This is a genomic window from Pseudomonas vranovensis, assembly GCF_040438935.1.
GTDB classification, from domain to species: Bacteria; Pseudomonadota; Gammaproteobacteria; order Pseudomonadales; family Pseudomonadaceae; genus Aquipseudomonas; species Aquipseudomonas vranovensis.
In genome coordinates this window covers 3,323,953-3,344,379 of sequence record NZ_CP159259.1, presented here as the reverse complement: position 1 = coordinate 3,344,379, position 20,427 = coordinate 3,323,953, and the positions used below count along the sequence as shown (strand labels likewise).

Annotated in this window: 15 protein-coding genes and 5 tRNA genes; 12 read left to right on the top strand and 8 right to left on the bottom strand. The window is 60.5% G+C overall.

Annotated features, from left to right (window positions below):
• The first annotated feature begins 230 nt into the window (after positions 1-230).
• From alaS to mgtE, 8 genes are all read left to right on the top strand, one after another.
• Positions 231-2,849 carry an alanine--tRNA ligase gene (gene alaS / locus ABVN19_RS15580; protein WP_105641607.1) on the top strand — a complete coding sequence of 873 codons (2,619 nt, stop codon included), beginning with the start codon at positions 231-233 and terminating at the stop codon, positions 2,847-2,849.
• Between the two features lie 88 nt (positions 2,850-2,937).
• Positions 2,938-4,173: an aspartate kinase gene (locus tag ABVN19_RS15575; protein WP_028944685.1), complete on the top strand. Its 1,236-nt coding sequence runs from the start codon at positions 2,938-2,940 to the stop codon at positions 4,171-4,173.
• Positions 4,174-4,356: 183 nt separating this feature from the next.
• Positions 4,357-4,545 carry a carbon storage regulator CsrA gene (csrA, locus tag ABVN19_RS15570; RefSeq protein WP_010226667.1) on the top strand — a complete coding sequence of 63 codons (189 nt, stop codon included), beginning with the start codon at positions 4,357-4,359 and terminating at the stop codon, positions 4,543-4,545.
• 72 nt (positions 4,546-4,617) lie between these two features.
• Positions 4,618-4,708, top strand: a tRNA-Ser gene (locus ABVN19_RS15565).
• 108 nt (positions 4,709-4,816) lie between these two features.
• Positions 4,817-4,893: transfer RNA gene (locus ABVN19_RS15560), tRNA-Arg, on the top strand.
• A gap of 77 nt (positions 4,894-4,970) precedes the next feature.
• Positions 4,971-5,047 (top strand) — tRNA-Arg (locus tag ABVN19_RS15555).
• A 77-nt stretch (positions 5,048-5,124) separates the two neighbouring features.
• Positions 5,125-5,201 (top strand) — tRNA-Arg (locus ABVN19_RS15550).
• A gap of 332 nt (positions 5,202-5,533) precedes the next feature.
• The gene (gene mgtE / locus ABVN19_RS15545; protein ID WP_028944975.1) at positions 5,534-6,976 is read left to right on the top strand and encodes a magnesium transporter; all 1,443 of its coding nucleotides are present in this window, start codon (positions 5,534-5,536) and stop codon (positions 6,974-6,976) included.
• Positions 6,977-7,043: 67 nt separating this feature from the next.
• Here mgtE and ABVN19_RS15540 read toward each other — a convergent pair whose 3' ends face one another.
• On the bottom strand, positions 7,044-7,370 hold the full coding sequence (locus ABVN19_RS15540; RefSeq protein ID WP_015271261.1) for an Arc family DNA-binding protein: 327 nt from the start codon (positions 7,368-7,370) through the stop codon (positions 7,044-7,046).
• A 342-nt stretch (positions 7,371-7,712) separates the two neighbouring features.
• Here ABVN19_RS15540 and phnN point away from each other — a divergent pair, with 342 nt between their 5' ends.
• Positions 7,713-8,348 carry a phosphonate metabolism protein/1,5-bisphosphokinase (PRPP-forming) PhnN gene (gene phnN / locus ABVN19_RS15535; RefSeq protein WP_051270629.1) on the top strand — a complete coding sequence of 212 codons (636 nt, stop codon included), beginning with the start codon at positions 7,713-7,715 and terminating at the stop codon, positions 8,346-8,348.
• On the opposite strand, the gene ABVN19_RS15530 is transcribed toward phnN, so the two are convergent.
• Positions 8,313-8,522, bottom strand: coding sequence for a hypothetical protein (locus tag ABVN19_RS15530; RefSeq protein WP_105641606.1), 210 nt, complete (start codon positions 8,520-8,522; stop codon positions 8,313-8,315). The genes phnN and ABVN19_RS15530 overlap by 36 nt on opposite strands.
• A 278-nt stretch (positions 8,523-8,800) precedes the next feature.
• Between ABVN19_RS15530 and ABVN19_RS15525 the strand changes: the two genes are divergently transcribed.
• Positions 8,801-8,877, top strand: a tRNA-Arg gene (locus ABVN19_RS15525).
• A 219-nt stretch (positions 8,878-9,096) separates the two neighbouring features.
• Positions 9,097-10,104, top strand: coding sequence for a diguanylate cyclase (locus ABVN19_RS15520; RefSeq protein ID WP_105641605.1), 1,008 nt, complete (start codon positions 9,097-9,099; stop codon positions 10,102-10,104).
• A gap of 51 nt (positions 10,105-10,155) precedes the next feature.
• Here ABVN19_RS15520 and ABVN19_RS15515 read toward each other — a convergent pair whose 3' ends face one another.
• Both ABVN19_RS15515 and ABVN19_RS15510 read right to left on the bottom strand, forming a co-directional pair.
• Positions 10,156-11,202: an LLM class oxidoreductase gene (locus ABVN19_RS15515; RefSeq protein WP_051270691.1), complete on the bottom strand. Its 1,047-nt coding sequence runs from the start codon at positions 11,200-11,202 to the stop codon at positions 10,156-10,158.
• Between the two features lie 25 nt (positions 11,203-11,227).
• Entirely contained in the window at positions 11,228-11,863 is a 636-nt protein-coding gene (locus ABVN19_RS15510) for a glutathione S-transferase family protein (protein WP_028945531.1), read from the bottom strand.
• A gap of 132 nt (positions 11,864-11,995) precedes the next feature.
• Here ABVN19_RS15510 and ABVN19_RS15505 point away from each other — a divergent pair, with 132 nt between their 5' ends.
• The gene (locus ABVN19_RS15505) at positions 11,996-12,913 is read left to right on the top strand and encodes a LysR substrate-binding domain-containing protein (protein ID WP_028945530.1); all 918 of its coding nucleotides are present in this window, start codon (positions 11,996-11,998) and stop codon (positions 12,911-12,913) included.
• Position 12,914: 1 nt separating this feature from the next.
• Here the strand turns inward: ABVN19_RS15505 and ABVN19_RS15500 are convergent, their stop codons facing one another.
• The 4 genes from ABVN19_RS15500 to lpdA all read right to left on the bottom strand — a co-directional run bounded on the left by ABVN19_RS15500 (position 12,915) and on the right by lpdA (position 20,426).
• The gene (locus ABVN19_RS15500) at positions 12,915-14,441 is read right to left on the bottom strand and encodes an efflux transporter outer membrane subunit (protein WP_105641604.1); all 1,527 of its coding nucleotides are present in this window, start codon (positions 14,439-14,441) and stop codon (positions 12,915-12,917) included.
• Positions 14,442-14,479: 38 nt separating this feature from the next.
• Entirely contained in the window at positions 14,480-17,554 is a 3,075-nt protein-coding gene (locus tag ABVN19_RS15495; RefSeq protein WP_353632759.1) for an efflux RND transporter permease subunit, read from the bottom strand.
• A 6-nt stretch (positions 17,555-17,560) separates the two neighbouring features.
• On the bottom strand, positions 17,561-18,703 hold the full coding sequence (locus ABVN19_RS15490) for an efflux RND transporter periplasmic adaptor subunit (RefSeq protein ID WP_158259224.1): 1,143 nt from the start codon (positions 18,701-18,703) through the stop codon (positions 17,561-17,563).
• Between the two features lie 337 nt (positions 18,704-19,040).
• The gene (lpdA, locus tag ABVN19_RS15485) at positions 19,041-20,426 is read right to left on the bottom strand and encodes a dihydrolipoyl dehydrogenase (RefSeq protein WP_028945528.1); all 1,386 of its coding nucleotides are present in this window, start codon (positions 20,424-20,426) and stop codon (positions 19,041-19,043) included.
• Position 20,427: the final 1 nt, after the last annotated feature.

The following is a 20,427-nucleotide window of genomic DNA, read 5'->3' as shown; positions in this document are numbered from 1 at the left end:
TACCGTATCAGCAGAATCAGCCAGGTCTTGGTATTGCGGCCGTGTGCAGCGAAGGGGGTTTCCATCACTTTTGTCTGCCCGGGTCGTTGCAGAGCGTCCAATTGACGGTTTCTATAGCATAAACACACTGCACCCAAGCCGAAGGCCCGATATAATGCGGCCCTTTGCCGTCGTTTCGTCAATTTGACGCAAGCATTTGCCTTAAGGCCGCCGTTTCCGTGGAAGAACCTATGAAAAGCGCAGAAATCCGTGAAGCCTTCCTTCGCTTCTTCGAAGAGCAGGGACACACCCGAGTTGCCTCCAGCTCCTTGATTCCGGGCAACGACCCGACCCTGCTGTTCACCAACGCGGGGATGAACCAGTTCAAGGACTGCTTCCTTGGCCAGGAAAAGCGTGCCTACACCCGCGCAACCAGCAGCCAGAAGTGCGTGCGTGCCGGTGGCAAGAACAGCGACCTGGAAAACGTCGGCTATACCGCCCGTCACCACACCTTCTTTGAAATGCTGGGCAACTTCAGCTTCGGTGATTATTTCAAGAAGGACGCCATCACCTACGCCTGGACCTTCCTGACCAAAGTCCTGGGCCTGCCGGAAGAAAAGCTCTGGGTGACCGTCTATGCCAGCGACGATGAGGCATACGACATCTGGACCAAGGAAATCGGCGTTCCCGAAGAGCGCATGGTGCGCATCGGCGACAACAAGGGTGCCCCTTACGCCTCCGACAACTTCTGGACCATGGGTGATACCGGTCCGTGCGGCCCGTGCACCGAGATCTTCTATGACCACGGCCCGGACATCTGGGGCGGCCCACCCGGCTCGCCGGAAGAAGACGGTGACCGTTACATCGAGATCTGGAACAACGTTTTCATGCAGTTCAACCGTACTGCCGATGGCGTGCTGCACCCACTGCCAGCGCCCTCGGTGGATACCGGCATGGGCCTTGAACGCATCAGTGCGGTCATGCAGCACGTGCACTCGAACTATGAAATCGACCTGTTCCGCAGCCTGCTCGACGCTTCTGCCGTGGCCATCGGCTGCAAGAACGAAGATCAGTCGTCGCTCAAAGTGGTATCTGACCACATCCGTTCGTGCGGCTTCCTGATCGCCGACGGTGTACTGCCTTCCAACGAAGGCCGCGGCTACGTGCTGCGCCGCATCATTCGCCGCGCCTGCCGTCATGGCAACAAGCTGGGTGCCACCGGCAGCTTCTTCTACAAGATCGTGGCCGCACTGGCTGCCGAGATGGGTGAAGCCTTCCCGGAACTCAAGCAGCAGCAGGCCAACATCGAGCGCGTTCTCAAGGCTGAAGAAGAGCAGTTCGCCAAGACCCTGGAGCAGGGCCTGAAGATCCTCGAACAGGACCTCGCCGAGCTCAAGGGCAGCGTGGTTCCGGGTGACGTGGTGTTCAAGCTCTATGACACCTACGGCTTCCCGATGGACCTGACCGCCGACATCGCCCGCGAACGCGAGCTGACCATCGATGAAGAAGGTTTCGAGCGCGAGATGGAAGCGCAGCGTGAGCGTGCGCGTTCTGCCAGCGCCTTCGGCCTGGACTACAACACCCTCGTCAAGGTTGATGTGGCCACTGAGTTCACTGGCTACACCACCACAGAAGGCGAAGCCAGCATCGTTGCTATCTATAAGGATGGCAAGGTTGTCGAGCAACTGGGTGAAGGCGAGGAAGGTGTGGTCATTCTCGACCGTACGCCGTTCTACGCCGAGTCGGGTGGCCAGGTCGGCGATACTGGCTACCTGCAGGCGGGCGGCGTGCGCTTCGATGTGCGCGACACCACCAAGACCGGCGGCGCGTTCCTGCATCACGGCATCGTGGCCAGTGGTTCGCTGGTGGTCGGCGCCAAGGTTCAGGCCAAGGTCGATGCCGATGTTCAGCACGCCACCTCCTTGAACCACTCGGCGACTCACTTGCTGCATGCTGCACTGCGCCAGGTGCTGGGCGATCACGTGCAACAGAAAGGCTCGCTGGTGGATAGCCAGCGCCTGCGTTTCGACTTCAGTCACTTCGAGGCGGTCAAGCCAGAGCAGCTTAAGGCACTGGAAGACATCGTCAACCGTGAAGTGCGTAAGAACTCCGAGGTGCAAACCGAAGAGACCGACATCGAGACCGCCAAGCAGAAGGGCGCCATGGCGCTGTTCGGCGAGAAGTACGGCGACAACGTTCGGGTGCTGAGCATGGGCGGCGATTTCTCCGTCGAGCTGTGCGGTGGTATCCACGCCAAGCGTACCGGCGATATCGGCCTGCTCAAGATCATCAGCGAAGGTGGCGTGGCCTCCGGTGTGCGCCGTATCGAAGCGGTCACCGGGGCGGCGGCACTGGCTTACCTGAACGCTGCTGAAGATCAGCTCAAGGAAGCGGCGCAACTGGTCAAGGGCAGTCGCGACAACCTGATCGACAAGCTTTCGGCTGTGCTTGAGCGCAACCGTCAGCTGGAAAAACAGCTGGAGCAACTGCAGGCCAAGGCCGCCAGCGCTGCTGGTGACGATCTCTCCAACAGTGCTGTCGAGGTCAAGGGCGTCAAGGTCCTGGCCGCGCGCCTGGATGGCCAGGACGGCAAGGCGTTGCTGGCGCTGGTCGATCAGTTGAAGAACAAACTCGGCCGCGCAGTGATCCTGCTCGGCAGTGTCCATGAGGAAAAGGTCGTGCTGGTAGCCGGTGTGACCAAAGACCTGACTGGCCAACTCAAAGCCGGTGATTTGATGAAGCAAGCTGCTGCTGCCGTGGGCGGCAAGGGTGGCGGTCGTCCGGACATGGCGCAAGGCGGTGGCGTTGACACTGCTGCGCTGGACAACGCGCTGGCCCTGACCGTGCCATTCGTGGAGCAGGGCGTTTAAGACACCGCTTGGCCCGTCGTCTAGTGGCGGGCCATGGTGTCGTTTGAATGTTTATTGGGTGCCCTTCATGGGCTGAGGCGGCTTTGAAATGGCGTTGATCGTACAGAAATTTGGCGGCACTTCCGTTGGCACGGTCGAACGAATCGAACAGGTTGCCGACAAGGTCAAGAAATTCCGCGATGCCGGCGATGACCTGGTGGTTGTACTGTCGGCGATGAGCGGCGAAACCAATCGTCTTATCGACCTGGCCAAGAAGATCAGCGATCAGCCGGTTCCGCGTGAACTGGATGTGATCGTTTCCACCGGCGAGCAGGTCACCATCGCCTTGCTGGCCATGGCGTTGATCAAGCGTGGCATTCCGGCGGTGTCCTACACCGGTAACCAGGTGCGTATCCTCACCGACAGCGCGCACAACAAGGCGCGCATCCTGCAGATCGACGACCAGAAGATCCGTGCCGACATCAAGGCTGGGCGTGTGGTTGTTGTGGCAGGCTTCCAGGGTGTGGACGAGCACGGCAACATCACCACCCTCGGTCGTGGTGGCTCCGACACCACAGGTGTGGCCCTGGCGGCTGCGCTCAAGGCTGATGAGTGCCAGATCTACACCGATGTCGACGGTGTCTACACCACCGACCCGCGTGTGGTCTCGCAGGCCCAGCGGCTGGACAAGATTACCTTTGAAGAAATGCTGGAAATGGCCAGCCTTGGTTCCAAGGTGCTGCAGATTCGTGCCGTCGAGTTCGCCGGCAAGTACAACGTTCCGCTGCGCGTGCTGCACAGCTTCCAGGAGGGTCCGGGTACCCTCATTACTATTGATGAAGAGGAATCCATGGAACAGCCGATCATTTCCGGCATCGCCTTCAATCGCGATGAAGCCAAGCTGACCATCCGTGGCGTACCGGATACCCCGGGCGTTGCTTTCAAGATCCTCGGCCCGATCAGTGCCGCGAACATCGAAGTCGACATGATCGTGCAGAACGTTTCGCACGATAACACCACCGACTTCACCTTCACCGTACACCGCAATGACTACGACAAGGCGCACAAGGTGCTGGACACCACGGCGCTGGAGCTCAATGCCCGTGAAGTGGTTGGCGATACCAACATCGCCAAGGTCTCGATCGTGGGGGTCGGCATGCGTTCCCACGCCGGTGTTGCCAGCCGCATGTTCGAATCCCTGGCCAAAGAGAGCATCAACATCCAGATGATCTCTACCTCCGAGATCAAGGTTTCGGTTGTTATCGAAGAGAAGTACCTGGAACTGGCTGTGCGTGCCCTGCACACCGCGTTCGAACTGGATGCCCCCGCCCGACAGGGTGAGTAATGCAATGCCTCAAGGGCGCGGCTTAGCCGCGCCCTTCGTTTTTCTGGCTGGTGTGAGAAATCTGTCGTTTCGCTCGCGCTAGACAATACTTAGGCATAGGTCGGTAGCCGTCACGGGTTGCAGGCTGAAGCCCTTTTTTTTGCAGACTGTTGACCCTGAACTGAATTTCGTGAGGAGAAAGGTATGTTGATTCTGACTCGTCGGTGCGCCGAGAGCCTGATCATTGGCGACGGCGAAATCACCGTGACCGTGCTCGGCGTCAAAGGAAACCAGGTGCGAATCGGTGTAAACGCCCCTAAGGAAGTCGCCGTCCACCGTGAGGAAATCTACCTGCGGATCAAGAAAGAGAAGGACGAAGAACCAACCCATTAATTTTTATCGAGTTTTTTTCAAAAAAGAGTTTGCAAACGGGGAAGGGTCTGGTTATTATACGCCCCGTGTTGCGGAGAGGTGGCCGAGTGGCCGAAGGCGCTCCCCTGCTAAGGGAGTATACCTCACAAGGGTATCGGGGGTTCGAATCCCCCCTTCTCCGCCATTATTCATGTAGAGCGCTGTAATCAGCCTTGAATCGCTAAGTAGTTGAAATTAAACGAAAAAGTGGTTGGCAAAAAGATTTAGCGGTCTATAATGCGCGGTAACAAATGCACTCATAGCTCAGCTGGATAGAGTACTCGGCTACGAACCGAGCGGTCGGAGGTTCGAATCCTCCTGAGTGCACCATACGACGAAGCAGTTTTCACCTAGAAAGCAGCTTCAGCTTCAACCAGAGGTGATCTGGTCCATCAAGCGCCAACCCTGCACTCATAGCTCAGCTGGATAGAGTACTCGGCTACGAACCGAGCGGTCGGAGGTTCGAATCCTCCTGAGTGCACCATACGACGAAGCGGTTTTCATCTAGAAAGCAGCTTCAGCTTCAACCAGAGGTGATCTGGTCCATCAAGCGCCAACCCTGCACTCATAGCTCAGCTGGATAGAGTACTCGGCTACGAACCGAGCGGTCGGAGGTTCGAATCCTCCTGAGTGCACCATACAACAGAAAGCCCGCCTACCAAGGCGGGCTTTTTGCTTTTCTGCGTTTAAACTTTTTATACCCGCCATGTGTTTTTTTATGTGCAGCCGCCGTCGCACTGATGCGTGCATGGGGTGTCATGACTATGTCTCGCAAACGATTGTTCTAGCCACGATTTTTTCAGCACCCTGACAGCTCAAGCGGTGTATGATTGCGCCCGTCAGCCCCGCCGGGGCTTGTGGAATACCACCATGGACTTACCCAGTAGTTACTCAATAGCAAGTTTTGCCAATCAAGATCTGACTGATTGAATCTCCCGGCGTGCTCCGCTGCTGGGAGTGGAGTTCGCCTATGACTGAAAATGAAGTAAAAAAGACGCAAGAGAGCTTGCAGGATCGCCTTGCCCAGGTGGTCGAGCTGCTGCAGCGTCAACGCGTGGTCGAAGACCTGACCCATCGTCAGGAAGGTCATCACCATGACCTGGTAGAAAACCTCGTTCACCGCCAGAACCTTGTCGAGTTGCAACGCAAGCTCGACGATCTGCACTCTGCCGACGTCGCCTACATTCTCGAAGCCTTGCCCCTGGATGATCGTCTGACCGTCTGGCAGCTGGTCAAGGCCGAGCGCGACGGTGACATCCTCCTGGAAGTATCCGACTCGGTTCGTGAGACGCTGATCGCCGACATGGACGATCACGAGTTGCTCGCGGCTGCCAAGGAAATGGACGCCGACGAACTCGCCGACCTTGCGCCTGAGCTGCCGCGTGACGTTGTCCACGAGCTGATGGAAACCCTTGATGCCCAGCAGCGTGAGCGCGTGCGCTCGGCGTTGAGCTATGACGAGGAGCAAGTCGGTGCGCTGATGGACTTCGAGATGGTCACCATCCGCGAAGATGTCAGCCTGGAAGTGGTCCTGCGCTACCTGCGTCGGCTCAAGGAGTTGCCAGGGCATACCGACAAACTGTTCGTGGTCGATTACGACGGCATCCTCAAGGGTGTGCTGCCGATCAAGCGTTTGTTGGTCAACGATCCGGAAAAGAAAGTTGCCGACGTCATGGCCGACGACCCGGTGGTGTTCCAGCCCGAAGAAGACGCCTACGACGCTGCACAGGCCTTCGAGCGTTACGACCTGGTATCGGCTCCGGTGGTGGACAAGGGTGGTCGCCTGATCGGCCGTCTGACCATCGACGAAATGGTCGACCTGATTCGTGAGGAAAGCGAGACCGAAGTCCTGAACATGGCCGGTCTGCGCGAAGAGGAAGACATTTTCGCTTCGGTCTGGCGCTCGCTGCGCAACCGTTGGGCGTGGTTGGCAATCAACCTGATCACGGCATTCGTGGCCTCTCGTGTGATTGGCCTGTTCGAGGGGTCGATCGAGAAACTGGTGGCGCTGGCTGCCTTGATGCCGATCGTTGCAGGTATTGGCGGTAACTCCGGCAACCAGACCATCACCATGATCGTGCGCGCCATGGCGCTCGACCAGGTCAGCCCGGGCAACACATCGCGACTGATGCGCAAAGAGCTCGCGGTTGCCTTGATCAACGGCCTGGTGTGGGGTGGGGTAATCGGTGTGGTGGCGTACCTGCTGTATGGCAGTTGGTCGCTGGGTGTGGTGATGACCGCGGCCATGACCCTCAACTTGCTGCTTGCCGCGTTGATGGGTGTATTGATTCCAATGACCCTGGCGCGCCTGGGGCGCGATCCGGCGATGGGTGCCAGCGTGATGATCACCGCCATGACCGACAGTGGCGGGTTCTTTATCTTCCTGGGCTTGGCGACCATCTTCCTGCTCTAGCCAGCCTTCAAATCGCAGCGACAAAAAAGCCAGCTTTCGCTGGCTTTTTCAATTGCGGTGACCGGTATCAGGAAGCGTCAGCTGCCATTTCGACGTCGTGGGCAATCAGGGCCACCAGCGCATTCTGCTGGCGGTGGGAAAGTTGGCGGAAGCGTTGCAGCAACTCGCGTTCGTGCAGTGACAGCTCGGGGCTGTCCAGGCGCATGCTCAAGTCATCACCCAGGGCTCCTTCCTGGATCAGGCTCTGCTCCAGGCGGGCGATGATTTCCGAGTTCATGCTGCGGTGGTGGTTGCGCGCTACCTCGGCAATGCGCTCACGCATTCCGTCGGGCAGGCGGACGACGAATTTGTCAGCGGTGCGGCTTGAGTAAATAGCCTGTTTCATTGGGCGCATATAATTGACCGGTTTTAGTTCAGGGGGAAGCGGTTCTCGAAATTGGCCGCACGATGTCACTACGACCATCAGGGCAACAAAATGTTCAACCTGAATTGTGAATGAGGTGCGAATCATGCCTCATTGTCGCCGGTTCCTTGGCGTCAATTCTGTGACAAATCTTGATCCGGATAAAGGCGTTATGCCAGTACCAATTATCAGAAATGAGTACTGGTTTGAAAAGTTTTCATTTTGTTCGGTGCCAGTCCGTCGGCCCGCGCTCCATCCCTTCGCATCACAGGCGCAGGGGACCTGCAAAGCGTCTAGAATGCGCAGGTTTCCCTTCCAATGAGCATAGTGGCTATGCAGCATGACGCAAGCGCGGCCCCGCGTACAGTGATCCCTGGCCGCTTGATCTATCTGATGGGGCCATCCGGTGCCGGAAAGGACTCGCTGATCGATGCGGTGCGAGCAGTACTCGACAAAAGCCAGGTGGAAATTGCCCAGCGCGTCATCACCCGTTCGGCTGAGGCAAAGGGGGAGAAGGCGGTGGGTGTTTCAACCGAGCGCTTCGAGCAGCTGTGTGCCGAAGGCGCCTTTGCCTTGCATTGGCGAGCCAATGACCTGGCGTACGGGGTGCCCGTGGTAATCGACTCCTGGTTGGCAGGCGGGCGTGCGGTACTGGTCAATGGGTCGCGGGCGCACTTGGCCAAGGCCCGGGAGTGCTACCCGAATCTGCTGGCGATACTTGTCACGGTCGAACCCCGTGTGCTGCGCCAACGTTTGCTGGCCCGCGGGCGTGAAAACCTCGAGGAGATCGAGCGACGCCTGGCCCGAAGCCAGCAAGTGTCATTGCATGACCCCGCCATCCATTTGCTGGATAATTCCACCTCGCTGGAGGATGCCGCCAGGCGCTTGCTTGACCTGCTGCGAGAGCAGGGGCTGCTGGCGCGAGAGGGCGCGTCAGAAGGTGATGCGCCCAGTCCCCACGTTGCCTAGCGCACGCGGCTGTTCAGCGACGTTCGCGGCGGCCCTGTCGAATACTGCCACCTGTGCCCGCATGGCGGGTGCAGACCGAGCCTGCTCGAGCGCTGCAACGCTTTGCCCTTGTACAGCCAGGCCCACGACGGCGATCAGTGCCAGGGCATTGAGTAGAAGCAGGGTGCGGTTCATCGAGCGTGCTCCACAAAAATCGTTTTTATGAAGCGAGAAATGCACGTCGCATGCCATCCGATAATTCCAATATTTTCTTTTAAAAACAGTTGGTTGCATGCATTGTTGGGCGGCGTCTTCGTGCGCTTTGCAATGATGGCTCGACGCCTTGTTGCAAAATGCACGAATACCGACACAAACCGTAGGCAAAAAGCCCCACGGATGACATGACAAATGGTTGCATGGTAGTTAACATGCTCGCCGTCCTCTGCCGAGCAACGTCTGTTGCCGGCCTCAGTGTCTCAGTAGCTCAATTGGATAGAGCATCCCCCTCCTAAGGGGAAGGTTGGCAGTTCGAACCTGCCCTGGGACACCATTCAACGCTTGGCCACGCAGCCGCACGCGCCTTTTCCTGTCGACGAATTCGAGACTTTTCGCTGCCCTGCGAAGGTCATGCCTTGCCTCGGTATCTTGCGCTGGAAGCGGGTTTCGCGACCTGCCCCGGGTTCCGCTGGCCAATGGCTACGTACGTTCTAGAATCTACGTGTTTATGGCAAGGCAGGGACGACGTCGTCCGGGACAAGGGGGAGAGTCCATGAGTCAAGAGCCGGCAGCACCGAAGGTTCCGTCAATCGCGTTCGAGCGTGAGCAACTGCAAACTCTGCTGGACCTCATCAGCGATGGTATCTGGGATTGGAATGCCAACACCGGCTACGTCTATCGCAACCCGGGCTGGTACAAGATGCTCGGCTACGCCAGTCATTCTCTGGACAATTCGGTGTTCACCTGGGAGAGCGTCATCCATCCGGATGATTACTCGCGGGTAATGGCTCACTTCGAGGCTTACATCACGCAGCGTGCCGAACAATACCGGGTGGAATACCGCTGCCGATGTGCCGACGGCAGTTACCTGTGGATCGAGGACAGTGGGCATATCATCGAACGCAATCCTGACGGTTCGGTGGCGCGGATGCTCGGTGCGCATCGCGATATCGATGCCGGCAAGCGCCTGGTGGCGCATCTGGAACAACAGAACCACTCACTGGAAACGATGGTGGCTGATCGCACGCGGGAACTGTCCTGGGTCAATCAGCAGTTGCAACGCCAGTTGGATGAAAATCGTGATCTTGCCGAGCGTGATGCCTTGACCCTGGTCGCCAATCGCTACCTGTTGGAAAAAACGCTGCAGCAGGCTTGTGGCCGTGCGGGGCGTTTTCGTCAGCCGTTGGCGCTGGTCGCGATGGATGTGGACGACTTCAAGCCGATCAATGACCAGTACGGTCATGCGTGTGGCGACCGCGCCCTGGTCGATCTGGTGGAGCGGGTTCGAAACTGCCTGCGTGCCAAGGATCTGCTGGCCCGTTGGGGTGGCGATGAGTTTGTGGTGGTGATGGTCGACGCCTCCATCGACGATGCTCACACGCTGGCGCAGGCGATCCGCCAGGCATTGGCGCAGGCTCCGCGTATCGGTGAGCGTCAACTGACTATGAGCTATGGTGTGGTCCAGCGCCAGGATGACGAAGACCAGGCGCAAATGCTGAACCGGGCCGACCGGGCTTTGTACCGGGCCAAGGCGGCTGGCAAAGACAGGGTATGTGAATAAAAAAGCCCACCGCGATGCGCGCAGTGGGGGGGAGAAAGTGCCGAGTCGCTATTACCAGTGTTGCGCCAGAGGCTGCGGTCCTTCGTGGGAGGGAAACAAAGGCAGGACCTCTTCGCCCAGCTCCTGAATGATTTCCCCTGCCGGTCGTTGCGCCATGTGGATGCCCAGTGCCCCATGGTTCACCCCGGCATCACGCCATTCGCCGAGCAGTTCGATCAGGCCCTTGCGGCCGGTCTTGAGTACATAGCCACCGCGTAGCGGGGTACGAGGGCAGTCCGGGTTGTCGTCCAGGTCAATCCATTCGTTGGTGACGTGGGGGCGAAAACCGAGGTCGGGGATATGGCTGCGCCAGGCGCGGATTTTCTCTGCAAGTTGTCGTGGGCCCGCGGCAGTGTGCGTTGCATGCGGGTAGGTCAGCCAGCCATCGGCCTGCTCCCCCAGCCATTGCATCGACTGGCGCGACGAGCCGGTGACCAGCAGCGGAATGCTGCCGGTGGCCGGTCGGGGCAGCAACTGCGCGCCGCTCAGGTGCCCGAGGGATGAGTCGATGCTGCTATCAGTGCCTTGCAGCAGTCGACGGAAATAGTCCACCGCTGCGGCGAAGCGTTCACCGCGTTCGCTGTGCTCCAGGCCATACGCCGGAAATTCCACCGGTCGGTCGCCGGAGGCAATGCCCATGACCAGGCGTCCGCCCGACAGTTGATCGATGGTGGAAGCCGCTTTGGCCAGGTCGATCGGATGGCGCAGCGAGAAGATGGCGCTGCCGGTTGCCAGGGCGACTCGCCGGGTCCTGGCGGCGAGGTAGGCCAGGTAGGTAAAGGGGTCGAAGACCTGGCCAGCATCGCCAAAGTACGGATCGAACAGGGGAACGTCCCGAACCCAGGTCGCCGCAAAGCCGAGCCGATCGATTTCGCCGACCAGATCTGCCTGCCCGACCAGAACACTCATGTCGCCCTCATAGAAGCGCAGCGGTAAAAAAATCCCTAGCGTCAGTTGGTCTTGCGCGAACATCCGGTTGTAGCCTGGATGACTGGCAAAGCAGGGTGCGCTCGCGCCCTGTGTGCGAACGGGGGCGATGCGTGTCGTGGTGTCGTTCATGCCGGTTCTCCTCCAGGTGAATTTGTCAGGGACCCGTTGCAGGCTGGGGCAGGCGAATGCCGCGTTGCACGGCAGGACGCTGGTTGACGCGCTCGTACCAGTCGCTCAGGTGGCGGTAATGGCTGAAGTCGAACGCGACGATGCGCACGATGTGCATCCAGCCGAAGGTGGCGATATCGGCGATGCTGTATTCGCTGCCGGCCAGCCACTCGTTGTGCTCAAGACGCGTGTCCAGGGTGGCGAAGGCGACCTCGGTCAGGCGGCGAAAGCGCTTGGTGACCGTGTCGATGGCCGGGGTTTCGAACAGCTCGTAGTGCACGCGCTGACCGAGCAGGGGGCCCATGCTCGAGGCATGAAACATCAGCCAGGTGATGGCCGACCAACGCGATGCGCTGTCGCCGGGCAGCAGGCGGCCGGCTTTTTCAGCCAGGTACATCAGAATGGCTGCCGACTCGAACAGCGTGATGCCGGCACCTTCGTCAACCAGCACTGGAATGCGTCCATAGGGATTGAGGGTCAGAAACCCCGCCTGGCGATGTTCGCCCCGGTCAATCTGCACATGCTTGAGGGTGTACGGCAAGCCGAGTTCTTCAAGTGCGATGGTGATCTTGAATCCATTGGGGGAGCTGTCGGTATAGAGGATCAATTCAGGGGCTTTCATTTATCGTTTTCTACCTTAGGTCTGCTGCTTTCTAGGCAATGCCTTGATTGCTATCCTAGATAGGCTGGGCTTGATTGAGAAACGATGAATTCTCCATTGAGGCATTAGAATTTCTAAATAGAGGATGACCACATGGGAGCGGTTCTGCCGTTGCTTGCACTGCGTGCCTTTACCGAAACCGGGCGCCTTGGCAGCCTGAAGGCGGCGGCTGAGAGTCTCGGCGTTACGCCGGGGGCTGTCAGTCAGCAGATCCGACTGCTCGAAGATCGTATCGGTGTTGCGCTGTTTGTGCGCGGCCGCCATGGGGTTCATCTCACCGAAGCGGGCGCACGCGTTCACCCCGGACTGTTGCGCGGCTTTGATCAGATTGAGAAGTCACTCTCGACGCTGGAAAGCCTGGCGGTCGAAAAGACCCTCACCATCAGCACGGTGCCTTCGTTTGCCTCGGCTTGGCTGGTGCCGAGAATCGGTCGGTTCAGCGAGCTGCATCCGCAGATCGAGGTGCGGGTAGAGGCGTCGGCCAAGTTGGTCGACTTCAAGCGCGACAGAATTGACGTGGCCCTGCGTCATGGCTTGGGCCATTATCCCGGGCTGGAATCTATCCGGCTGATGGCGCCGGTGTTACTGCCGGTCGCAAGCCCCGGGTTGCTGGCCCAGGGGCCGACGATTCTGGAGCCGGCCGATTGCCTGCACTACCCGTTGTTGCAGGATGGTGACCGCGCCGACTGGGGGCTCTGGCTGCAAGCCCATGGCGTGCAGGTGGGTGATGAAGGACGGCGCGGGATGAGTTTTGAAGAAGACCTTTTGCTGTTGCGGGCGGCAGCAGCCGGGCAGGGCATCGCCCTGGTCCAGGATACCCATGTTCAGGAAGACATCGACTCGGGCAAGTTGGTCGTGGCCCTGGACAAGCCCTGGCCATCGCGCTTTGCCTATTACGTGGTCAGCCGTCCCGAGGCTATGCAGCGCCCCGAGGTGCAGGCATTTATCGATTGGATCCGGGCCGAGGCTGGCAGCCCTGTGCAGCTGCCAGCGTTGCAGGGCGAGGCTTGATTCATTCCTCCCTATGGGTGCTGACGATGCGCTGCTGCTGTTGCAGAGCGTCGTCCCAGCCGCCACCCAATGCCCGGATCAGGCGCACCGTCGAGCGCGCCTTGTCGCCATTGAGGCGCGCCGTTGCCAACTGCTGACTGAGCATCGTGCGGTCCGCGTCGATGGTATCGAGCTGGGTATGTGAGCCTTCGCGATACTGCAGGTGCGACAGTTGCGCCGCGCGCTCCGAGGCGGCCAGGGCGATCTGCTGGGCGCGGCTCTGTTCGGTCATGATGCGCAAAAGTGCAAGATTGTCTTCAACCTCTCCGAACGCCTTGAGCACTGTTTCTCGATACTCGGCCACATCCGCTTCGTATGCTGCGCGTGAGTAGTTCACGCTGGCCTGGCGACGTCCGCCGTCGAACAGGGGCAGAGTCATGGCGGCACCTGCCAGCGGACCGAGGAGAAAGGTGCGGCTCGACCACTCGAACACATTGCCCAGTTCGCTGGACTCGAAGCCGCCAGAGGCGGTGAGCGCAAGTTTTGGAAAGAACGCAGCTTTGGCAATGCCGATCCGCGCATTGGCCGCAGCCATGGCCCGTTCCGCCGCAGCAATGTCGGGGCGGCGTTCGAGCAGGGAGGACGGCAGGCCAGGCGGTATTGCGATGTCTGTGGCAACCAGCAATTGGGGTGCGAGGCTGAACTTCGCCGGGGGGACCCCAAGCAGGATTGCCAGGGCATGCTCTGCCAGGGCGCGATTGCGTTCCACCCCCAGCGCTTCGGCGCGAGCAGCTTCAAGTTCGCTGCGTGCGCGCACCAGGTCGAGCTCGCCGGCATCGCCGTTGTCGTGACGATGTTTGATCAGGCGATAGGTGTCATCGCGCAGCGCCAGGGTGCGCCGGTAGACGTACAAGTGTGTGTCCAACTCGCGTATCAGGAAGTAGTGTTCTGCAACGTCGGCCTGCAAGGCCAGCAACACCGTCCGATACAGCGCACCACTTTTCTCGAGCTCGGCAGTGGCTGCTTGCACTTGTGCGTCGATCCGGCCTGCCAGATCAACCTCATAACTGACCCCTAGTTCTGCGCGCCAGAGCGTAAAAGTGTTGGCCGGTGCGCTGTCGGGCAGGCCCAGGGAGGCGGGGGATTCGCGTTGACGCGACGGGCCGAATGCGGCGTCCACGCGGGGCATGCGGTCTGCTTGCGCGTCGCGTTGCAGTGCCCGTGCCTGCTTGAGGCGCGCCGCGGCTGCGTGCAGTCCCGGGTTGGCCAGTGCCGCTTGCTCTTCAAGTGCGTCGAGGCGCGGATCGTCAAACACCCGCCACCACTGGCCGCGCAGTTGCTCTTCAGCGGGCTGGGCCTGTTTCCAGGCGCCGGTCTGGTCTTGGGAGCCTTTCGGCGCCTCTTTGAAGACCCAGTATTGTGGTTCGCCCGGAGCGGCATACTCGGGTGTGAGCGAGCAGCCACCCAGCAATGCCAGGGCGAAGGGCAGGCCCAGGGTTTGCGGCAACCTGCTGCCGGTGAAGGGGGAGGTCTTTTCAAGGCTTCTCATTGGATATCCTTTTCGCTGAGCATTCCTGAGCGCGGCGCTCAGGTGTGGTCAGGCGCCACGTGCAACGGTTGTTTGGACGGTTCGGGTTGATGATTCGCCAATTGGCGGCCAAAGCGGGCGTATACCGCAGGCAGCACGAACAGCGTGAACAGCGTGCCGACCATCAAGCCGGCTACCAGCACTACGGCGATCGAGCGCTGGCTACCGGCGCCGGCGCCGCTTGCGAACAACAAGGGGAGCAGCCCGCCAATCATGGCGGCAGTGGTCATGAGAATGGGCCGGATACGGGTGCGAGCGGCGGCCCTCACCGCTTGCACCCTGTCCAGGTGTTGGTTGCGTTGCGCGGCATTGGCGAACTCCACAATCAGAATCCCGTGTTTGGCAATCAGGCCAATCAGCGTCACCAGGCCGATCTGGGTGTAGATATTCAGCGTGGCCAGGCCGAAGAACATGGCGGTCAACGCGCCGCATGCCGCCAGCGGTACCGTGGTGAGGATCAGCAAAGGGTCGCGAACGCTTTCAAACTGGGCCGCCAGCACCAGGAAAATGAACGCCAGCGCAAATGCAAAGGTGATGGCAAAACCGCCTTGTTCCTGCAGGAACTGGCGTGATTCGCCAAGAAAATCATGTTGGTAGTCTGCTGGCAGCTTTGCCGCTTCTTGCTGCAGGAAGAGAATGGCTTGGCCCAGGGTGACGTCGGGAGCCGGGATCGCTACCAGGGTGGCGCTATTGAGCTGGTTGAACTGCGTCAGTGCGTTGGCCTCGACGCCGCGCTCCAGGCTGATCACCGTGGAGAGCGGCACTTGTCCGCCGCTTGCCGTACGGATGTAGTAGCTCTCGAGAAGCGCCGGCGTCAGGCGCTGGTCTCGCGGGGCCTGTGGAATGACGTCGTAGGAGCGACCCTGGGCGCCAAAGCGGTTGACGTAGGATTCGCCCACCAGGCGAGCAAAGGTGTCACCGATTTCCTTCATGTCCAGGCCCAGGTCGTGGGCTTTGGAGCGGTCGATGCGAACCAGTACGGTTGGATTGGTAAAGGTCAGGTCGGAATCAATGAAAGCAAACAGTCCGCTGTCGCGAGCGGCAGCCTTGAGCTTCTCCATGTTTTCATAGACCTGTTCGTGCTCTGAGGCGGAAGTCACCACCAGTTGCACAGGAAAGCCGCCCACCGAGCCGGGTAACGGGGCAGGCAGGAAGGCGGACCCTGCGATGCCTTCCACGGAGGCCAGTCTGGTCTGCAGCTCGGCCATGATGTGCTCTGCCGAGCGCTCGCGCTCCTCCCAAGGTTTGAGCATGACGCCTGCCCAACCCTTGTTCAGCGAGGCGCCGGTGCCTGCCACCATGTAGACGGTGCCGGTTTCGGGAATCGACAGTAGCGTCGCTTCGACGCGTTTGGCCTGTTGCTCCAGAAACTCCAGGTTGCTTGCTTGTGGCGCCTTCATGTCGACGACGATCTCGCCCTGGTCTTCGGCGGGCGCCAGCTCCGATTGCAGGCCATTGAACAGCACGGGCAGGCTCGCCATGGCGCCCAGTCCAATCACCAGTGCCAGGCGAACGTCCTTGAGTACCTTCCCCAGCGCGCGGTCGTAGGCGTTCACCATCCGGTTGGTGGTGGATTCGACTGCGCGGGCAAAGCGGCCGGGCGAATCGTGATGCAACATTCTGGCGGCCACCGTCGGCGAGACGGTGAGGGCGACGACGGCCGAAACCGCGACGGCAGCCGCCAGGGTAAAGGCGAATTCACTGAATAGGGCGCCGGTCAGGCCGCCGATCAACCCCAGTGGCGCATACACGGCGATCAGGGTGGCTGCCATGGTCAGGACGGGGCAGGCGATTTCTCGAGCGCCGTTCCTGGCCGCCTCGAAAGAGGACTCACCTTCTTCCATGCGCCTGTGAACGTTCTCCACCACGACAATCGCGTCGTCGACCACCAGGCCAATCGCCAGGACCATGGCCAGTAGCGTGAGCAAGTTGAGGCTGAACCCCAGGGCCAGCATGATGGCGGCGGCGCCCAGCAGCGACAGGGGTATGCTCAGTACAGGTACGGCGACTGCGCGCATGGAGCCCAGGAACAGGAAGATCACCAGTACGACCTCAAGGCCGGCGATCACGAACTTGACCAGCACGTTGTCGATCGCCGCATCAATGAACACCGTGACATCGTAAGGGATCGCCATTTTCACCCCGGCGGGCAGGTTCAGCGTGTCGAGCACCTGCCTGGCCTGGCGTGAGATGGTCAGTGGGTTGCCCCCTGGCGTGGCCATGACCTCAAGGTAGACCGCTGCTTCGCCGTTCATGCCGGTGATCTGGTCACGGCTTTGTGTGCCGATCTCGACAGTGGCGATATCGTCTAGTCGAACCAGGTTCTCGCCCTTCTTCACCACCAGCCGCTTGAAGCCTTCGACGCTATCGAGGTGGGTGTCGATGCGCACATTGGCAACCACCAGGGCGCCTTTGATCTGGCCGGGCGCGGCCTGGTAGTTGTTCTGCTCGATGGCCCGGTCGACGTCGGCGGTGGTAATGCCGTGGGCAGCCATGCGCAGCGGGTCGAGCCAGATGCGCATCGACAGATTCTGCCCGCCCAGAACGTTGACGGCGGCTACGCCTTCGACCGTGGTCAACATGGGGCGGGCCACACGCATCAGGTAGTCGGTGATGCCCGTCAGGGGTTCGCCTTCGCCAGGGCTGAAACCGGCATAAATGACACCGATCGCTCCGGGTGCCTGGCGTACCACCACAGGGTCGTAGGCTTCCTCCGGAAGCAGATATCGCACCTCGTTGACCTTGGCCAGTACTTCGGTCAGGGCTGCATCGGAGTTGGCGTTCAGGTGCAGGTAGGCGGTGATTGTGCTCAATCCCTGTTCAGAGGATGAGCTCAGATATTCCACACCTTGGGTGGTGGCGACCGCTTGAGCCAGCGTGGTGGTCACAAAGCCCTGCATCAGTTCGGCTGGTGCGCCGGGGTATTCGGTGGTCACGGTGATCACGGCGCTTTCGATCTTCGGATACTGGCGCAAGGGCAAATCCATCAGTGCGCGAATGCCCACCAGAATGATCAGCAGGGCAAACGCCAGCGTCAGCACTGGTCGGCGAATGAACAGGTCGGTGAAAGCCATGTCGGTCTATTCCTTTTGGCCGGTAGGGGACCCGACAACCTCGGCTCCAGGCGTGAGAGCCTCAGGTGGGTGTGGTGCAACCAGTGCGCCGTCCTGCAAGTTGATCTGGCCGGCGACCACTACCAGGTCTCCTTCTTCGAGCGAGTCGCCCAGCACTTGTGTGCGGATGTCGGAGTGGGCGCCTGTGCGTACGGGAATGAGGTGCGCGCGCAGGGCGCCGTCGGTTTCGCGCAGGGCATAGACACGCTCGCCAGATAACGAAGTTTCCAACGCCACGGTGGGGATGGTGGTAACGGCGGGGCCGGGGCTGAGCTCAAGCGCCACGTGGGCAAATTTGCCCGGCCACAACGCGTTTTGCGCGTCATTGCGCAGGGTGGCGCGCACACGTATGGCGTGGTTTTCCTTGTCCACCTGCGGGTCGATCGCAGAGACCTGGCCGCGGAGCGTGGTGTCGCTTTCATCGTTGCTCTTGATCTGGACGTGCAGGCCTGTCTTGAGCGCTGCACGATGCCGTTCGGGCACGGTGAAGTCGATGTGCAGGACACGATTGTCGGTCAGTGTGGCAATCGGCGTGCCGGCTTCCACGTACTGCCCCAGGTTGATTCGCCGCAGGCCAAGCTCGCCGGCAAATGGCGCGCGTACCAGGCGCAGGGATATCTCTTCTTGCGATTGTTCAACCAGTGCCCGGGCTTCGTCATGGGCTGCAATGTGCTGCTCGTATTCGGCGCTGGACAGGGTCTGGCCGTGCAGGCGCCGGGCGCGGTCAAGGTGCGTTCCGGCGAGGCGCAGTGCAATACGGCGACGCTCCAGGTCGCTGCGCAGCGGGCCGTCGTTCAGTTGCACCAGCGGTGTGCCGGCGGCGATGGTCTGGCCACTGGTGAAGTGAATATGGGTGATGCGCCCGGCTACCTCGGCGGCGACCAGCACCTGCTGATCGGCAACCACTGTACCGATGGCATTGAGTGTGGCGGGCAGCACCTCGCTGCGAACTGCAGCCACTTGCACGGGGACAGGACCTGCTTCGCCGATCGCCAGTGCGGCCTGGGTGGCGGCTTGCTTGCGGTGGCTGTCGTAAAGGTAAAGCCCGCCAATCGAGCAGAGCAGGGCGAGGGTCGTCAGGGTCAGTGGCTTGGAGAGCGTGTGATTCATGATTGGCCTCGCGCCGCAGGCTTGTGCCATGAGAGAGGCTGAATCGAGCGCAAGGTGTGCAGGTGTTGAGGGCGTGCGTGTGCAGCGCAGGTTGCAGGCATGATTATCCCCGGCAGAAAGGTGAGAATTACTAAAGTCAAACAGGCTGTGTGGCCTGGATGGTATTTAGCTTTCTGCTTGAGGAGAAACGATAATAACTGGGGCTAGAAGTTAGCTTTTCTAAACTATGTGGGCCGTCGATGCAGCGCCTGTTGATTGCGCGGAGCTCAGCCAAAAAAATACCCGCTGCACAAGCGTGCAGCGGGTCAAATCGGCCTCAGCCGCTTCAGTGTCTTTTTTACAGGTGCAGGGCGTGGCCCAGTGCTCGCAATGCGGCTTCCTGCACCGCCTCGCCGAGGGTCGGGTGGGCATGGATGGTGCCGGCCACATCCTCAAGGCGTGCGCCCATTTCCAGTGACTGGGCAAATGCCGTGGACAGCTCCGAGACGCCTACGCCGACGGCTTGCCACCCCAGGATCAGGTGATTGTCGCGACGGGCGACCACCCGCACGAAACCGCTTTTGGATTCCAGTGTCATGGCCCGGCCGTTGGCGGCGAACGGGAACTGCGCAACGATGCAGTCCAGGCCATCCTGCTCGGCGTTCTCCGGCGTCTTGCCGACCACCACCAGCTCCGGATCGGTGAAGCACACGGCGGCAATGGCGCTGGGCTCGAAGCGGCGGGTCTTGCCGGCAATGATCTCGGCGACCATTTCGCCCTGGGCCATGGCCCGGTGGGCGAGCATCGGTTCACCGCTCAGGTCGCCGATGGCCCAGACGTTGCGCATGCTGGTCTGGCAGCGCTCGTCGATGGCCACCGCCGCGCCGTTCATCTTCAGGTCCAGACATTCCAGGTTGAAGCCCTGGATGCGTGGCTTGCGACCCACCGCCACCAGCACCTGGTCGGTGTCCAGTTGTAGCAGTTCACCGGCCGGGTCGCGTACCTGCAGGTGCTGCTTGTCGGCATCGAACCCTTCAACGCTGTGCTTGAGGTAGAGCGTGATGCCGAGCTTCTTGATCGACTCGGCCACCGGTGCCGTCAGTTCGCTGTCGTAGGTTGGCAGGATCCGCTCGCGGGCCTCGACCACGCTGACCTCGACGCCGAGCTTGCGGTAGGCGATGCCCAGCTCAAGGCCGATGTAACCACCCCCGACCACTGTCAGGTGCTTGGGCAGTGCCTTGGGCGCCAGGGCTTCGGTGGACGAGATGATCGCGCCACCCAGGGGCAACATCGGCAGTTCGACACTGCTGGAGCCGGTAGCCAGCAACAGATGCTCGCACTGGATGCGCTGGCCATCGACTTCGACGTTCTTGCCGTCGAGAATTTTCGCCCAGCCGTGGATCACCTTGACCCCATGCTTTTTCAGCAAGGCGGCGACGCCGCTGGTCAGGCGATCGACGATGCCGTCTTTCCAGGCCACGCTCTGGCCGATGTCCAGGCTCGGTGGCGACACTTTGATGCCCAGGCTCGACTGCTGGCTGTGATGGCGAGTTTGATGAAACTGCTCGGCCACATGAATCAGTGCCTTGGACGGAATGCAGCCGATGTTCAGGCAGGTGCCACCCAGGGCCTGACCCTCGACCAGTACGGTCGGGATGCCCAGTTGACCGGCACGGATGGCTGCGACATAACCGCCAGGGCCGCCACCGATGATCAGCAGGGTAGTGTTTTGAGTCTGCTGCATG

Coding starts and splice junctions, on each gene's coding strand:
- ABVN19_RS15510 (WP_028945531.1), bottom strand. CDS start 11,863: ATGAAAGCCCCTGAATTGATCCTCTATACCGACAGCTCCCCCAATGGA.
- ABVN19_RS15495 (WP_353632759.1), bottom strand. CDS start 17,554: ATGGCTTTCACCGACCTGTTCATTCGCCGACCAGTGCTGACGCTGGCG.
- phnN (WP_051270629.1), top strand. CDS start 7,713: ATGCAGCATGACGCAAGCGCGGCCCCGCGTACAGTGATCCCTGGCCGC.
- mgtE (WP_028944975.1), top strand. CDS start 5,534: ATGACTGAAAATGAAGTAAAAAAGACGCAAGAGAGCTTGCAGGATCGC.
- ABVN19_RS15505 (WP_028945530.1), top strand. CDS start 11,996: ATGGGAGCGGTTCTGCCGTTGCTTGCACTGCGTGCCTTTACCGAAACC.
- ABVN19_RS15575 (WP_028944685.1), top strand. CDS start 2,938: ATGGCGTTGATCGTACAGAAATTTGGCGGCACTTCCGTTGGCACGGTC.
- ABVN19_RS15515 (WP_051270691.1), bottom strand. CDS start 11,202: ATGAACGACACCACGACACGCATCGCCCCCGTTCGCACACAGGGCGCG.
- ABVN19_RS15520 (WP_105641605.1), top strand. CDS start 9,097: ATGAGTCAAGAGCCGGCAGCACCGAAGGTTCCGTCAATCGCGTTCGAG.
- ABVN19_RS15530 (WP_105641606.1), bottom strand. CDS start 8,522: ATGAACCGCACCCTGCTTCTACTCAATGCCCTGGCACTGATCGCCGTC.
- ABVN19_RS15490 (WP_158259224.1), bottom strand. CDS start 18,703: ATGAATCACACGCTCTCCAAGCCACTGACCCTGACGACCCTCGCCCTG.
- ABVN19_RS15500 (WP_105641604.1), bottom strand. CDS start 14,441: ATGAGAAGCCTTGAAAAGACCTCCCCCTTCACCGGCAGCAGGTTGCCG.
- ABVN19_RS15540 (WP_015271261.1), bottom strand. CDS start 7,370: ATGCGCCCAATGAAACAGGCTATTTACTCAAGCCGCACCGCTGACAAA.
- alaS (WP_105641607.1), top strand. CDS start 231: ATGAAAAGCGCAGAAATCCGTGAAGCCTTCCTTCGCTTCTTCGAAGAG.
- lpdA (WP_028945528.1), bottom strand. CDS start 20,426: ATGCAGCAGACTCAAAACACTACCCTGCTGATCATCGGTGGCGGCCCT.
- csrA (WP_010226667.1), top strand. CDS start 4,357: ATGTTGATTCTGACTCGTCGGTGCGCCGAGAGCCTGATCATTGGCGAC.